Origin of the sequence: Haloprofundus marisrubri (assembly GCF_001469955.1) — an archaeon.
Taxonomy (GTDB): domain Archaea; phylum Halobacteriota; class Halobacteria; order Halobacteriales; family Haloferacaceae; genus Haloprofundus; species Haloprofundus marisrubri.
The window spans coordinates 760,224-775,287 of record NZ_LOPU01000029.1; the positions used below are offsets into that span (position 1 = coordinate 760,224).

Below are 15,064 nucleotides of genomic sequence, written 5' to 3' on the forward strand. Positions count from 1 at the left end.
CTCCGCGGCAAGGGCGGTACATGAGCCAACAGCAACCACACCCGGACGAGGGCCAAGAAGGGGCCGACGCCGACCGGTTCGCCGGCGAGAAGGACCCCGACCTCCCGAGTTCGGAGGTCACCTCGGGCGCAGAGCGCGCCCCGCACCGTGCGATGTTCCGCGCGATGGGCTTCGACGACGAGGACCTCTCCGCACCGATGGTCGGCGTCGCCAATCCCGCCGCCGATATCACACCCTGTAACGTCCACTTAGACGACGTCGCCGACGCCGCCATTTCGGGCGTCGAGAAGGCGGAGGGAATGCCTATCGAGTTCGGCACCATCACCATCTCCGACGCCATCTCGATGGGGACCGAGGGGATGAAGGCCTCGCTCATTTCTCGGGAAATCATCGCCGACTCGGTCGAACTCGTCGCCTTCGGCGAGCGAATGGACGCGCTGGTTACCGTCGCCGGTTGTGACAAGAACCTCCCGGGGATGATGATGGCCGCCATCCGCACCGACCTCCCGACCGTCTTTCTCTACGGTGGCTCCATTCTCCCGGGCCAACACGAGGGACGCGACGTAACCGTCCAAAACGTCTTCGAGGGCGTCGGGACATATGCGCAGGGAGAGATGAGCGCCGACGAGTTGGACGACCTCGAACGCCACGCCTGTCCCGGTGCGGGCTCCTGCGGCGGGATGTTCACCGCGAACACGATGGCGTCGATTTCGGAGGCGCTCGGCCTCGCACCCTTGGGCAGCGCCAGCGCGCCCGCCGAGTCCGACGAGCGCTACGACATCGCCGAACGCGCGGGCGAACTCGCACTCGACGCCGTCGCAAACGAGCGCCGCCCCTCCGACATCCTCTCGCGGGAATCGTTCGAGAACGCCATCGCCCTGCAGGTGGCGATGGGTGGCTCCACGAACGCCGTCCTGCACCTGCTCGCGCTGGCCGCCGAGGCGGGTGTCGACCTCGACATCGACGACTTCGACGATATCTCCCGGCGCACGCCCAAGATTGCGAACCTCCAGCCCGGCGGCACGCGCGTGATGAAGGACCTCCACGACATCGGCGGCGTGCCGGTCGTCCTCCGGCGACTGCTCGACGCCGACCTGCTGCACGGCGACGCGATGACGGTCACCGGTCGGACGATGGCCGAGGAACTCGACCACCTCGACCTGCCCGACGACGACACTATCGACGTGGATTTCCTCAAGCCGGTGTCAGACCCGTTCTACGACGAGGGCGCAATCAAGATTCTGAAAGGCAACCTCGCACCCGACGGCGCAGTCATCAAAGCGACGGGCGACGACGCGTTCCATCACACTGGCCCCGCCCGCATCTTCGAGAACGAGGAGGACGCGATGGAGTACGTCCAGACGGGCAAAATCGAGTCGGGCGACGTCATCGCCATCCGCAACGAAGGGCCGCAGGGCGGTCCCGGCATGCGCGAGATGCTCGGCGTCACCGCCGCCGTCGTCGGACAGGGCCACGAGGACGACGTGGCGCTTCTGACCGACGGCCGCTTCTCGGGTGCGACGCGCGGGCCGATGGTCGGCCACGTCGCCCCCGAAGCCGCCGCGGGCGGCGCAATCGCGCTGCTCGAAGACGGCGACGAGGTGACCGTCGACATCCCGAACCGGACGCTCGCGGTCGAATTGAGCGACGAGGAACTCGACGAACGCCGCGAGAACTGGGAGCCGAACCCGCCGAACTACACCGCGGGCGTGCTGGCGAAGTACGGCCAGTCGTTCGGGTCGGCGGCCAACGGCGCGGTGACGAATCCGGCGGTGAAGCGAGACGAATAGCGGGGCGGCTGAGCGGTCTTTTTGGTCCAGATTTTTGCGGAGGAGAAAGCGCTCTGCGCTCCTGACGACGGAAAAAGGTGGGTGTGCGAACCCGGCGGTGAAGCGCGACGACTGAGTAGAGAGTTCGGACACATCCTCAGTGAGCGCATTTCGGTGGCGTACTGCAGAGAAGATGGCTCGGACTCATGGATAGTGTGAACGAGCGTGGACTGCGCAATCGCCCACCGCTCAAGATGGGTCGACGTGCGTGAGGCGGAACGCGAGCACCACAGACAGGCCAACGACCACGGAAATCGCTAGAAGCCACACGCCGATTGGGATGAACAAGTTGGCCGACGTTTCGACCAATCCACCGATTCCAGCAACCAGAATCAGACTCAGTATCGACAGGACGACTGCCAGAGAGAACCGGAACTTGCCTGTCCGATACGAACGATACCCGGCACCGACCACGCCAATACCGACTACGACTGCAAGGCCCTGCACCAGACGAACGATAAACGTAATCGGACCACCACCACCGGGAAACGGAGCAAGCATAAGTGGGGCTAGCGCGACCAAAACCCCGAACACGACGATAGGAAGTGCCCGACGGTCGTTGGCCGGTCCGTTCGACGCTACGCGCTGTTGCACAACCAGTCGGCTCGTGAGGGTTGGATAAATGCCTTCGGGGACGTACTCGGGGGTCAGACGGTCGTACCCGCGTCGGTCAGGGCCGACCCCACTCGTAGAACCAGTACGCGAGGCCGAACAGCATTAGACCGATGCCGAGCGTCGACGTCGCGGGTTCGGGGATGAGAAACAGAATCAGGCCGGCGACGATGAGCAGTCCGGGGCCGATGTCGTCGGTGTACTGTGTGAGGTCCATACGTTCGAGTACGCCAGCGAGACACCTAAACGTACGCCCCGGAGAGAGTCTCTCCTCGATTAGGGACTCTCGACGAACAGGTCGAGGGGACTGTCGCCGCCGACGGTGAGCGTCGCGCCGACGAACGCGCCGTCGTCGTTCGTCCGGTACCGAATCGACTCGATACCGCCGCCGCGACGACCGAACGAGAGTTTCGGGTGGCGAACGTACGGCTTCTGGAACTGCACTCGGACCTCGCCGTCGGTCGGCGTGACCCCGTAGTGTGCGTCGAACGCGGGCGTGTGGTCTCTGACCCGCGCGTCCGAACTGCGGATTCGCCACGGGTTCCCGACGGGGTCGACGTCGGCCTCACCGCCGATAGAGCGATTGTTCGCGTAGAGGTTCGCCGACGCCGCTTCGAGTTCGAGCAACGCCACGTCGCCAGTCTGTCGAATCGTGTTGCCGGCGACGACGGTTTCGGAACTGCCGACCAACACGCCGGGAAGGCCGGGTTCGGCGTCGTCACGCTGGTGGATGTGGTTGCCCGCGAGTTCGTGTCCACCCGCGCCGCCTTCGGCGGTGATGCCGGGGAGCGTCGCCCCGCGGATGCGGTTGTTCCGAACCGACACCGCCTCCGCGTCGTCGAGGAGGATGCCGTCCGCGCCCGGATTCGTGACCGTGTTGCCGTCGACGCGCCCGTTTCGAGCGTCTTTGATGCGGACGCCCGTCTCCGCGGCCTCGGTGAGAATGTTGTTCACCACCTCGAAGTCGGTGGCCGGACTCTGGACGTTGACGCCGTGGCGACTGTAGCCGACGAGTTTGTTTCCCGCGACGGTGATGTTGCGGCCACCCTGTTCTGGGTCGATAGCGACGCCCGCGAACTTCGTCGTGTTTTTTGTTCGAAGGCCCTCTGTCGACTGGACGCTCACGTTGCCCCGAATCGTCACGTTGTGGACCGTGCCGGGACCGCGGACGTGACAGAACGATTTGTGGTAGCCGAAGCCGATGTTGTTCGACACCGTGACGTGCGCACCGTCGGCCGTCGCACCCGGTGGGCCGCTGGCGATACCGGTCAGACTTCCTTGGTGGCTGTTACCGACGATGTTGCCGGTGATGATGACGGTGTTTGCGACCTCGTTTTTCCCCTCGGGCGACCAGAGGTCACAGGCGATGGGGCGGTCGGTCCCCTCGGTGACGATGTTGCCCGAGACGAAGATGTTCTCGCCGCCGAGTTGGATGCCCCGGTCACCGTACTCGCGAATGCGGTTGTCGACGATTCTGACGTTCGCGCTGCCGCGTTCGACGCTGATTGCGCTGCCGCCGTCGCCGTGTTCGCGGAACGGGTGAGTCCGCGTCACCGAATTGCCCGCGAGAACGACGTTCGACGCGTCGCGGACGATTATCCCGTGGAGTTTCTTCGCGGTATCGTCTTGGTTTTTTGCGTTGCCGTGGTAGCCGACGTCTCGAATCGTCACGTCTTGGCAGGGGGCGTTGTGCCCGATACGGATGCCACCGACGTTCGCACCGTCTGCGGGCTTGAGGAGTCTCGGCACGCCCGGCCCAACGACCGTGACGCCGTCGACGTCGATATCCAGCCAGTCGGTCGTCCGATACGGTGCGTTCGTGGGGTCGATACGGATGGTCTCACCGGCCGAGAGGTTCTCGAACGCGCGTTCGAGTTCGCCCTCGCTGCGGACGACGTAGTCGGCGACGCCGCGGATGTGGCCGGTGTTCATCGACGGGGTCGCCAACCCGTGTCGTCGCCAGCCGTCGCGCGTCGAGACGAACGGCAGCAGGTCGCCGGTCTGGGTCGTCCCGAGATAGACGTCCCACTCCGACGCCGACGCCGGCGGGCGGCCGTCGCCGTCAATGCCGCCGCCGGTGATACGGAGTCGTTCACCCGGATGGAGGTGAGACCGTCCCCCGTCGGCGACGGCAGCGAAGCCGCCGGTAGAGGTCCCACCGGCCGCAAGCAGCGCTAACAGTTCTCGTCGTGGTAGTTTTCTCATCGATAGATAGGTAGGGAGTATCGGATTCGTCGCCGGCGCCACCGACGCCGGGAGAGCCAGTCGGCTGGACGTACAGCGTCGACCCGGTAAACGGTAACTCAGCGATTATGAAGAGTATAGGGAGTTGACAACGGACCACCCGCTGGTGTCACTCGCGAAGTGGCGCCGGTCACTCGTGGAGCGCCGCCGCCAGCAGCAGGACGGCGACGACGACGAGCACCAGCGCCGACAGCGACAGCCCTCCGGAGCCGAGCGTCGCTATCTCGCCGCCGAGAAACACCGTGAGGACGCCGACGCCGACGCTGCCGGCGGCGTGCGTCGCTTCGAGGCTCTTCGTCTCGGCGCTTCGGCCGAGTTGCTCGCCGACGTTGATAGCCTGCTCGCCGAGGTCGTAGACGAGCACCGTCGCCACCGTCCCGACGAGCAGCGGTTCGAGTGTCTCCGGGTCGAGAAGGCCGCTGACGAGCACGGTCAGGAACAACAGTGCTGCACCGGCCTTCAACAGGCCGCGAGAGCCGCTGTTTCGTACGGGTGCGAGCGCCAGTCCGACGACGAGCACGCCGAGTAGACTCGGGAGCGTCCGGACGAGCGCCCCGGGACCGGAGGCCTCGCTGGCACCGATGGCGACGCCGACGAGCGAGACGCCGACGCCGGCGGCGACGACGACCCACCGAAGCACCGTCTCGCGACGGCTCTGGAGCGTCGCTCCGACGCCGGTCACGAGAACACCACCGGCGACGAGTGCGACTGCAGCGACCGTTACGTCGGTGACGTGCACCGTCGCCGCCGCGGCGACGAGCAGCGCCAGCGTCGAACTCAACAGTGCGGGCTTGCGAACGAACGTGCCGCTCACGCCATCGCCCTCCGGTTGTTCGCCAGTGCGGACTCCAGCGGCGCGTCCGGCCCCCAGTCGACAGTCGGGATACCGGTTCGCCGGAGCGTCGACACTCGCGCGGCGCGCTCTGTCGCCGCGAGTCGTTCGCCGACGGTCGTTTCGTCCGTCACGTCCGGACTCACCGTCGTCACCGCGTGGCCGTAGGCGTCGAGTCGCCGGGCGGCCGTGACGATTTCGTCGTCACACAAAGGCGAGAACAGGAATATCTGCGTGTTCGAGTCGAGTCGCTGGCGGAGCAGTTCGACCTGTTCGTCGAGCGGCGGTGCGTCCCGCGGCGGCGTCGGTGCGAACGCCGGATGTGTGTCGAACAGTCGGTGGAGTTCGACGCGTTGGTTCGTCCCGCCGCCCGGCGAGTGCCAGCAGAACTCGCGGCCGAAGGCGGCGACACCGACCTGATTGCGACCGGCAAAGAGCGGTTCGAGCAACTGTTTGGCCGCGGCGACGCTGCGAACGACTGCGTTCGGTTCGTCCGCGAGCGCGCGGTACGCCTCCGGTCGGGCGTCCATGACCAACACGACCGACATCGAGCGTTCTTCGCGGTATTCGACGGTCGTCAACTCGCCCGAGCGGGCGAAGCGCTTCCAGTCGACGCGACTCATCGAGTCGCCGCGGCGGTACTCGCGAGTTCGGGTGAACTCCAGTCCCGACCCCTCGTTCGAGGAGAGCACGCGGCCGACCGTATCGAGGGTCACGTCGCGGCCCGCGGGTGCGTCCGAGCGACCGGTGACGGTGAGTTCGGTCTCGTCGCTCACGGTCGTCTCGCGTTCGTGTTCGCCGGTGATGTCGCGGGTGACGACGGTCGCCGGGATGAAACTGTGCTGGCCGGACTGCGCTTCGACGCTGTACTCGAACGTCACCGACGCGCCGGGTCGGAGTGCGGCCCCGCGACGGGGTGTTCCGTCGACGACCGACAGCGCCGCCGGGACACCGTCGACGATACGGAGGTCCGCGAGCGTGTTCTCGCCGGCGTTGCGCAGCGTCACGGTTACGTCGACCACGTCGCCGGGGTTCGGAGAGCGGTCGCTCACGCGTCGGTCGAGTTCGAGCACCGGTGCCGGCGACGAGGTGAGTCGCGGGTACGTCGCAAAGACGATGCCGACGCCCGCGAGGACGATGAGGTTCGGCCGGTCTGCGAGTAGTCCGATTGCGCCTGCGACGAACGAGAGCGCAACGACACCGCGCCAGCGGTGGGTCTGGTGCTGACTCACCGTCGAACCTCGCTGGCGAGTCGCGCGATTTCTTCGGCCGTTTGGCGGGCGGCGTCGCGGGTGCCACGTGCGCCCGGTGAGGACTTCGCGGGTGTTCCACCGTCGCTGCGCTCTGCTTGCGACGAGGCTCGCCTCGGTCCGCTCGGCTCACCACCGTCGGCGCGCAGCGATGACTCGGTTCGGAGGAACGCGGCGGCCGTCTCGTCGTCGGTCCACGTTCCTTCGTCGACACGGCGTTCGGCCTCCGCTCGGTCGTAGCCTTCTGCCGTCCGAAGCGTTTCGATGGCGGCACGGCGGAGGCGGTTTCGGAGCGACGCGCGGCGACGACGCCCGAGAATCGGAATCGACAGCCGCCAGTCCGACAGCGCCTCGTCGAATCCTTCACCGGGCGACGGTGCCGACACTGGACGCTCGGCGTCGGGCATCTCCGCCTGTTCGAGGCGTGCGCTGCGACCGGACGCGAGCACCGAGAAGGCGACGAGCAGTCCGACGCCGGCGAAGAGCGCCATCAAGAGGTAGTCGTTGCCGAGCAGGTCGACGAGGCCTTCGGTCGGGAGGAAGTCGCCGCCGAGGAAGCCGAGCAGCAAGACGACGACACCGGTACCCGCCAACAGGAGACGACGAGCTTTCATCGGTCCCCTCCGGAGTTGCCGCGGAAGCGACGAAGGTAGTTGCGAGCGCATTCGCGGCGTTCTTCCGTTACCTCGTCGCCGCCGTAGCGGACGCTCTCGTACAGCGAGGTGAGTCCCCAGACGGCGTCGCTGTCGCCTTTCTCTCCTTGTTCGACGACTTTCTCACCGCGTTCGCGTGGGGTGAGTTTCGTCTCGCGTTCGAGGCCGACGGCGGCGAGCATCTCGCACCACGCCGCCGATATCTCGTCCTGTGGGTTCGGGTCGCCGACCGGTTCGGCGGCCGTCGCCGTTCCGTCGTCGTCGCCGGGGAGCCACCGGCGCAGGGCGGCACTCAGGCGGTCACGGTAGGTCCACGCCACCAGCAGCAAGCCAGCGATGGCAGCGAACGGTAGGAGCGATTCGAGGAAGGCGAGCAGTTTCTCCCACAGCGACTCTTCGGGTGGTACTTGGTCGCCGGATTCGTCCGGACTGAAGTCGCTGTTGACCAGTTGTTCTTCGCGCTGGTCGACTGACTGCTCTCGCTGCTGTTGTTTCTGTGTCTGGACTTTCTTCTGTTGCTGCTGTTTCGTCTCCCCCTCACCGCCGCCTGCGGAGGGGTCGGTCAGCGTCTGTTTCAGTTCGTCGAGTTGGTCGGCACCGACGGGCAGCATCGACGAGTCGATGTCGATGACGTCGTCGGGGTCCGTCTGGACCGACGAATCGAGCGTGCCGGCGGCCGTCCCGAGCGAGAAGAGACAGCACGCCGCGACGGCGATGGCGAGCACTCCGTCCCTATTCATGGTCGACAGCGGGTGTGGTGGGCAGTTGTGACGTATCGCATGTGTAGATATTCTCCTCGTGCGGGATGGTTAGACGGCGCGAGTTATCCGACTCGAAGGAGTTTCCGATGTCCACTCTCATAGGTATTTTGTTCGGTACGGAAATATAGATAGGAAATAGTGACTGTTCTTCATATTATACAGTCGCTAAAAGCAACATTCTCAAAATCCTACCAGTCGGTGGTGGACGACACGGTGAGTGGTCAGGCCGTCACTCGGTTTAGCCGAGTAATAACGCCGATAGACGGCCTGTGAGTCCAGATTCTGGGGATAGTCGATATCACACGGAACCGGGAGAGCGACGGACACCACGACAAAACCGGCAAATATTGCTGCACCCATACCGGAACGTTCATCTGACAGAATGGAACACAGTGGAATCGACTGTGATTTTCGACGAACTGTTCGACGCCGTCGCAGGGCTGTTCGAGGAGTTGTTGGTCGGCATCGCCGCCGCAATCGTCGGGGCGCTCAACGTCGGGTGGCGGTGGCTCCTTCGCGGCCTGTACGTGTTCGTCGCACTCGGTGGTCTCTACGTGCTCGCCGCACTGGAGCGTTCGGTGGGGGCCGGACTCCTCGGTGTTGGGATACTCTGTTTGGCCATCGACGTCTGGTTCGTCGTACGTGGGTGACTCTAACGACCGTTTCTGCTCGATTCGCTCTCGACTTGCCGCTACCGTCTGTCGAACTCTCGTTGTTAGTTGACGATGGCGTCGTCTACTCGAGTATCGTCGTTCGAGACGTTTGTACGCCTCGCTGTCGCTCGGCGAACAGAAACAGTGGGACCAACGGAGACTCGCTGCGCTCGCCTCCGAGCACCCATTTTACTTCGTAAAAGTGGGACCGCCGAGATTCGAACTCAGGTCCTACCGACCCCATCGGCAGAGGATACCACTACCCTACGGTCCCGCAACTTGGCTAACGGGCGACCCTCGTTTAACACCTTCGTTTCGACGGCAACGAAAATCGCCCGACAGCGACGCGGTAGCGTCTCGCACGCGAGTCGCTCGCGTTCCCGTCTCAGTCGTCTTGCTCGCGCGGCACGACTAACTCGTCATCGTCGCGGACGGCCATGCTCGCCACCGCGTCGCCTTCGTAGACGGCCAACCCCTCGTATCGACCGATGAGATAGCCGTCGTGTTCGGATTCGACGGTGTCGACCGGTTCACCGTGCGGCGTGACGATGTCGGCGACCACGTCCCCCGCGGAGACGGCCTCGCCGGCCTCGACGCGGTGACGAACCAGTCCGGCCGTCTCCGTCCGCGGGTGGACCGCCCGTCGAACCGGGAACTCCACCGGCGCAGGCGGGACGCCGGTTCCGGGTTCGGCGACACCATCTGGAATTTCGTCTATCATCCCGAGTTCGCGGAGGACGCCGTACACGCCCGCGACGCCCGCGGCCCGAACGTCTTCTTCGACGACGCTGTGTCCGCCTAGTTCCGCCGTGAACGACGGAATCCCGGCGGCGTTCAGCGCCGCGCCCGCCGTCGAGCGGTGCAGTCCTTGGTCCAGATACTCCTCGGCGGGGTACTCGGTGAGTATCGGCAGGCCGAACGCCTCGACCAAGCTTGCGAGTTCGTCCGCCAGCGACTCGGCTTCCTCTTTCGTTCGTCGCTCGCCGTACAGTACGCGGTCGCGGATAGAGAACGGAACCGACCCGACTTGGGCGGTGTGCAAGTCGACGAGTGCGTCCGCGGAGTCGACGAGAGCTTCGTACAGTCGTTCGTCGATTCGCTCTTGGGTCTTCGGCGGGCGGGTCGACTCGCCCTCGGGGTCCGGGAAGTACCGGTTCGGGTCGTCGTCGGCGTAGTACGACGTTCGGGCGTTCCGACGGAGGCCCGCCGGATTGACGAGTGGCACACAGACGACGGTTCCGGAGAGCAGCGCCGGGAGTTCCTCGCGCATCGCGTCTTGGGCGACGGCGACACCCGTCGCTTCGTCGCCGTGGACGCCACCGGTGAGCCACAGCGTCGGGCCATCACGCTCGCCACGGGCGACGAGAACGGGGAGTTGTTCGTCGCCACCCGTCGGGAGACCGGTCGCTTTCAGCCATCCACGGGTCAGTTCTCCGCGTCGTGCTTCCGCAGTTCCGACGTTCACAAGCGTCGGTCTCCCGGCACCGTCAAAAGACTGCGTCCGCCGGCAGACGAGTCGAAGTCGGGTCGTTCTCTCGTCGACTATCGTCGAACCAGAATCCAGTTCGACGGCCCAATTTGTTTCACATTCCATATCAGAGACTTATCTGGGGTATTGGCTCGATTACTGAACAACTTCTAGAAATTAACACGATATGTACTGTGGTGAGTAGTTATCGTCGGATGAATCGCCGTAACGAATCGCCGAAACCAAAAATACTAGTACGTTACCCAGTCTCTTTCGGGACGCTGCCGGCGGGAATCCCTCGGTTGGGGCCCGGAGTCACCGGCAGCGTTCTCGTCGATTCCACTCGCCGAGTCGAAACACGGAACCAGAACGGTTCAAGCAGTGGCTAACTATATCCTGAGCCGTCGACGGTCATCCGATGACCTCGGACGACTGGTCCGTTCTCCGCACCGTCTCGGTCGGTAGCGACGACGCCCGCGTCGGCTACGACTACCTCCGCCGCCCCGACGACGAAACCGAAGGTCGAATGTGGGCCGACACCCGCGATTCGGTCTGCGTCGTCGCCGAACAGGATGGAAAAATCGTCCTCGTCGAGGAGTACCGCCCGCGACTCGGCGAGACGGTGCTCTCCTGTCCCGTCGGTGCGGTCGAAGAAGACGAGTCGCTCGTCGAAGCCGCCGCCCGCGAACTCCGCGAGGAGACGGGCTACCGCGCCGACTCGCTCCGCTTACTGGAGACGAGCTATCCGGTCGCGTGGCTCCGAAAACGACGCGGTGTCGTCTTCGCCACGGGACTCACGCCCGGCGAGAAGCAGACCGACGACGACGAGTTCACTTCCGTCCGTCGGCTCTCGGTCGACGACGCACTCGAAGAAGCGCGACACCAACCGGTGACCGACTGGACGTTGCTGCCGCTACTTCTCTCGCGGTACGAAGGACTGGTGTAGTGCGAGAAGCCGAGAGAACGACACAACTGCGCGCTCAAACGAGCACGCGTTCGAGCGAGACGACGATTCCACGCTCGGCCTCGGGGTCGCCGACGAGACGACCCAGACAGACCGCCGCGCCGTCGGGCGTGTAGCAGGCGAGCAGTTCGTCGCGTTCGATGTCGTCGTCCGCGTCCAAAACGCCCGGTGCGTAGACGGGTGCGCCAGTGGCGACCTGTTCGGCCGCGCTCTCGGCGATAGTGAGCGAGGAAAGATGCGTGAGCGCCTGTTCTGCGGGTGCGACGGCTTCTCTGAGAAACGACTCGTCGCCCTCGTCGGCGAACGCCAACGCGTCGGCGAGGTCGTACATCCCCACGAGGTCGGTGTCGTCGAAGGGGTCCGTCGCCGTTCGGCGGAGATGTCCCATGTGCGCACCGGTTCCCAGCGCGAGACCGATGTCGTGGCAGAGTTTTCTGATGTAGGTTCCGCTCTCACAGCGGATTCTGAGGAGCGCCTGTCGCTCTTGGAGTTCGAGCACTTCCAACTCGTAAATCTCACGCGTGCGCAGGCGGCGCGAGACGGCGCTCTTGCGTGGGGGTTTCTGGTACAGGTCGCCCTCGAACTCGGCGACGACGGCTTCGAGGTCACTCGGCGCGTGTTTGTGAAGTTCGAGTACCGAGACGTACTCTTTGGTCCCTTCGAGAAACACTTGGGCGAGACGCGTCGCGTCGCCGGTGAGGACGGGTAGACAGCCGGTGACCTTCGGGTCGAGCGTACCCGCGTGAGCGGCGCGTTCGACGCCCACCAGGTCGCGGACCCACCCCGAGACTTGGTGGGCCGAGGGGCCGGGCGGCTTGTCGAGGTTGACGACGCCGAAGGCGAGCAGTTCGTCGAGTGACCGTTCTTGGGGTGGGCCGCGCATCGTCATCTCAGAAGTCGTAGCGGACGCCGGTCACCGGGTACTTTCCTTCGTCGTCGGCGGCGTCGTAGGCTTCGACGGCCGAGACGAGCGTGTCGAGAACGGGGTCCGGACCCCAACGGGCGGTGTTGAGCGCCACGTCGTAGATAGAGAGGTCGTCGATTGGGATGTCGTAGTACGCCATGTAGCGTTTGGCCTCGCTGGCTTCGCGGCGCTCGGTCTCCTCTCTCGCGGTGTCGACGGGTTTCTCCTCGCGGTCGGCGATGCGGTCGGCGCGGACCGACAGCGGCGCGTCGAGCCAGATACGGAAGTCGGCGTGGTCGGCCGCCAACCAACCGGCGAGTCGGGATTCGAGCACGACGTCGTCGCGTTCGGCGGCGATGTCCGAGAGGCGACGGTCCAAATCGCGGTCTATCTGGTCGTCCTCCTCGGCGAGTTCGTTGAACTCGACGGGCGACATGCCGCGCTCCTCGGCGAGCGTCCGAAAGATATCGCCGCCGGAGATGTGGTCGTAGCCGAACGCCTCGGCGAGTCCGGCCGCCGTGGTACTCTTACCACTGCCCGGCGGGCCGGAGACGGTTAGCAACATACTCCCTCTCGGCAGGAGCAACTGAAAGGTGTTGTCGTTGCCGGCGGGGGCGCGAGCGGGTCACACGGTGGACGTCAGCAGAAACGACACACGTCGCCGTCGCTGGAGCGGTCCGGACGGAAAGAAGAACCGAGATTACGACGTCGACGGCGTCGTGCTGATGTTCAGTCCCTTGCGGATGATCTGGGAGAACGCCATCGAGCAGAGGAAGTACCAGACAATCCACGTCTGGATGGGCCCGACGATGCCCTCCTTCCACGACACTTCGCCGGCCAGCGGGATGACGATGTTCTGCAGCGTCACGTGCTGGGTGCCGCCGCCGATGCCGATTGCCCAGTACATCCAGAGGAACACCGGGATGGTGAGGAACATAATCCACACCATGGGGCGGAACTGCTCTTTGAACATCCCCATCTGCTCGCCCATCGCCTCCATCTGCTCTTCCTGTATCGCTTCGAGTGCGGCGTCGTCGTCGTTCTCTTGGGCCTCCTTGCGGCGGTCCTGCAGGTCTTTCATCCGCGCCTGATACTGGCCCATCTTGTCCATGTCCATCAGGTTCGCCTGCAGAATCGTCGAGTACAGACCCGTGCCCATCGCGAGAATCATCACGACGGCGTAGAACGGAAGCATCTCCGCCAGCGGGCCGAGGAACACGTCGAACGCGCCGCCGACGACGTTGCGTACCGCTGCAACCGAGTAGCCGAGGAACAGGCCGACGGTGACGACGGCCGCTCCTTTGTCCCACTTCGACCACGTCGTCGTCTCGATGTCGTCGCCGCTCGACGAGGATGAAGACGAAGACGACGAGTCGGCGCTTCCGTTGAGACCCGCACGGACGGCGTCGGGGTCCTGAATACGGAAGCCCTCCTCGCCGTCGACGAGGATTCCTTGTTCGATGAGACGGCCCCACTGGCCGCTCGAAAGGTCGTCGCGTACGTCGACCCACCGAACCTCACCGTTCTCGGAGCGGTCTAAGACGACCTCTATCGCTCGCTCCATCTCCGAATTGTTGGAGACGAGCGAACGCACTCTCGATTCGACTCTTGCCATTGCCGGAGATTGGCTACCACCGGTTAAGAAGCTTTTACTATCGACTCAGCGGTGAGCGTCCGTGCTTTCCGCCCGCTTCAGGCGTCTGTGACGACGGATTTGACGTCCTCGAACACCTGGTCGGGCGTCTGTTCGCCGTCGACTTCGACGAGTTCGTCGCTGTCGCGGTAGTACTGGATGACCTCGGCGGTGTTCTCCTCGTAGACGCGGAGACGCTCGCGCACGACGTCTTCGGTGTCGTCGTCACGCTGGACGAGCCGGTCGGCGATTTCGTCGTCGTCGGGCATGTCGAACTCCGTGTGGTAGATGTCGCCCGTCTCTGGGTCGAGACGGCGGCCGGTGAGACGGCGAACGAGTTCGTCGTCGCTCACGTCGAGGTAGATAACCGAGTCGAGGTCGGTGATGTCGTCGAGATACTCCGCCTGCGAGAGGTTTCGCGGGTAGCCGTCGAGGACGAATCCGGAGGCGTTCGAGAGCGCCTCCTCGACGATTTCGTTGACGAGGCCGTCGGGGACGAGTTCACCCGCGTCCATGTACTCGCGCGGAGTGCCGTACTCGGTCTCCATATCCTTGTTCGCTCTGAGCGCGTCACCGGTCGTGACGTGTTCGAGCGAAAACTCCTCGGCGAGTCGTTTGCTCTGGGTTCCTTTGCCTGCGCCGGGCGCACCGAGTAACAGCACCTTCTTGTCGCTCATACCTGCCCATCACCCTCCGGGGATAAAGACCTGAAGATAGCCGCCGATACCACCCCAACGAAAAGCCCGAATCGGTCGGGTTTTCCCGCCCGCCGTCGTCGCTTCCCGTATGACTCGATTCGACGCCGAAACCCCGTCCGAACGCCGAAAACTGTTCGCCGACGCCGTCTCCGCACACCGGACGCGCGCGAGCGACTTCCTCACGATTCAGGTCGACGCCGCCGAGGAACCCGAACTCGAAGAGACCGAAGTCGACGACCCGACACCGCCGTGGCTACAGTTCTTCCAGCAGACGGTCAACGTCGACTGTACGGACGCCGAACTCGACCGACTGAAGCAGTTGGTCGGTGACTACCCCGAGTTCCGCATCGACGAACTGGAGACGCCCGAAGACGCCGAGGGAACCAACGTCCGAATCACCGCCCGCGCCGACCCGAATCGGCTGGCGGACTTCTTCGAGCGGACGTTTCAGGACGTGTACGGCTACGGCGAGGAGTACCGCGTGTGGGTCGTCGCCGTCTGAGCGTCGCTTTCCTTTCTCTCTTCTTTCTCGCTTCGCTCTTCTCTCATCTCTCTCGCGTCTC

The 15,064-nt window shown here is 64.7% G+C and carries 15 protein-coding genes and 1 tRNA gene; 4 read left to right on the plus strand and 12 right to left on the minus strand.

Features of this window, described 5'->3' with window-relative positions:
* Positions 1 to 20 precede the first annotated feature (20 nt).
* Positions 21 to 1,790: a dihydroxy-acid dehydratase gene (ilvD, locus tag AUR64_RS14330; protein ID WP_058582615.1), complete on the plus strand. Its 1,770-nt coding sequence runs from the start codon at positions 21 to 23 to the stop codon at positions 1,788 to 1,790.
* A 709-nt stretch (positions 1,791 to 2,499) separates the two neighbouring features.
* Here ilvD and AUR64_RS20955 read toward each other — a convergent pair.
* From AUR64_RS20955 to AUR64_RS14360, 6 genes are all read right to left on the minus strand, one after another.
* Complete coding sequence (locus tag AUR64_RS20955; RefSeq protein WP_169794669.1) at positions 2,500 to 2,658, minus strand: hypothetical protein; 159 nt, start codon at positions 2,656 to 2,658, stop codon at positions 2,500 to 2,502.
* A 59-nt stretch (positions 2,659 to 2,717) separates the two neighbouring features.
* Entirely contained in the window at positions 2,718 to 4,646 is a 1,929-nt protein-coding gene (locus AUR64_RS14340; protein ID WP_058582617.1) for a right-handed parallel beta-helix repeat-containing protein, read from the minus strand.
* A 169-nt stretch (positions 4,647 to 4,815) separates the two neighbouring features.
* Positions 4,816 to 5,499: a DUF7519 family protein gene (locus AUR64_RS14345; protein ID WP_058582618.1), complete on the minus strand. Its 684-nt coding sequence runs from the start codon at positions 5,497 to 5,499 to the stop codon at positions 4,816 to 4,818.
* Positions 5,496 to 6,749: a DUF58 domain-containing protein gene (locus tag AUR64_RS14350; RefSeq protein WP_058582619.1), complete on the minus strand. Its 1,254-nt coding sequence runs from the start codon at positions 6,747 to 6,749 to the stop codon at positions 5,496 to 5,498. Before AUR64_RS14350 ends, AUR64_RS14345 begins: the two co-directional genes overlap by 4 nt.
* Positions 6,746 to 7,381: a DUF7269 family protein gene (locus AUR64_RS14355; RefSeq protein WP_058582620.1), complete on the minus strand. Its 636-nt coding sequence runs from the start codon at positions 7,379 to 7,381 to the stop codon at positions 6,746 to 6,748. Before AUR64_RS14355 ends, AUR64_RS14350 begins: the two co-directional genes overlap by 4 nt.
* Entirely contained in the window at positions 7,378 to 8,160 is a 783-nt protein-coding gene (locus tag AUR64_RS14360; protein ID WP_082230796.1) for a DUF4129 domain-containing protein, read from the minus strand. The genes AUR64_RS14355 and AUR64_RS14360 overlap by 4 nt, the downstream gene beginning before the upstream one ends.
* A gap of 425 nt (positions 8,161 to 8,585) precedes the next feature.
* On the opposite strand from AUR64_RS14360, the gene AUR64_RS14365 reads away from it, so the two are divergent.
* On the plus strand, positions 8,586 to 8,831 hold the full coding sequence (locus AUR64_RS14365; protein WP_058582622.1) for a hypothetical protein: 246 nt from the start codon (positions 8,586 to 8,588) through the stop codon (positions 8,829 to 8,831).
* 206 nt (positions 8,832 to 9,037) lie between these two features.
* Here the strand turns inward: AUR64_RS14365 and AUR64_RS14370 are convergent.
* Together AUR64_RS14370 and AUR64_RS14375 are read right to left on the minus strand one after the other, a co-directional pair.
* Positions 9,038 to 9,108, minus strand: a tRNA-Pro gene (locus AUR64_RS14370).
* Between the two features lie 111 nt (positions 9,109 to 9,219).
* The gene (locus AUR64_RS14375; protein ID WP_058582730.1) at positions 9,220 to 10,299 is read right to left on the minus strand and encodes a succinylglutamate desuccinylase/aspartoacylase family protein; all 1,080 of its coding nucleotides are present in this window, start codon (positions 10,297 to 10,299) and stop codon (positions 9,220 to 9,222) included.
* Positions 10,300 to 10,720: 421 nt separating this feature from the next.
* Between AUR64_RS14375 and AUR64_RS14380 the strand changes: the two genes are divergently transcribed.
* On the plus strand, positions 10,721 to 11,248 hold the full coding sequence (locus AUR64_RS14380; RefSeq protein WP_058582623.1) for an NUDIX hydrolase: 528 nt from the start codon (positions 10,721 to 10,723) through the stop codon (positions 11,246 to 11,248).
* A 34-nt stretch (positions 11,249 to 11,282) separates the two neighbouring features.
* On the opposite strand, the gene AUR64_RS14385 is transcribed toward AUR64_RS14380, so the two are convergent.
* The 4 genes from AUR64_RS14385 to AUR64_RS14400 form a co-directional block, all read right to left on the minus strand.
* Entirely contained in the window at positions 11,283 to 12,155 is an 873-nt protein-coding gene (locus AUR64_RS14385; protein ID WP_058582624.1) for an RNA-guided pseudouridylation complex pseudouridine synthase subunit Cbf5, read from the minus strand.
* Between the two features lies 1 nt (position 12,156).
* Positions 12,157 to 12,735, minus strand: a complete 579-nt coding sequence (cmk, locus tag AUR64_RS14390) for a (d)CMP kinase (protein ID WP_058582625.1) — start codon at positions 12,733 to 12,735, stop codon at positions 12,157 to 12,159.
* Between the two features lie 135 nt (positions 12,736 to 12,870).
* A complete protein-coding gene (locus AUR64_RS14395; RefSeq protein ID WP_058582626.1) occupies positions 12,871 to 13,785 on the minus strand; it encodes a DUF106 domain-containing protein in 915 nt (304 codons plus the stop codon).
* Positions 13,786 to 13,862: 77 nt separating this feature from the next.
* Positions 13,863 to 14,480, minus strand: a complete 618-nt coding sequence (locus AUR64_RS14400; protein ID WP_058582627.1) for an adenylate kinase — start codon at positions 14,478 to 14,480, stop codon at positions 13,863 to 13,865.
* Positions 14,481 to 14,589: 109 nt separating this feature from the next.
* Here AUR64_RS14400 and AUR64_RS14405 point away from each other — a divergent pair, with 109 nt between their 5' ends.
* Positions 14,590 to 15,003 (plus strand): hypothetical protein, encoded by a 414-nt coding sequence (locus AUR64_RS14405; RefSeq protein ID WP_058582628.1) that lies wholly within the window; start codon positions 14,590 to 14,592, stop codon positions 15,001 to 15,003.
* Positions 15,004 to 15,064: the final 61 nt, after the last annotated feature.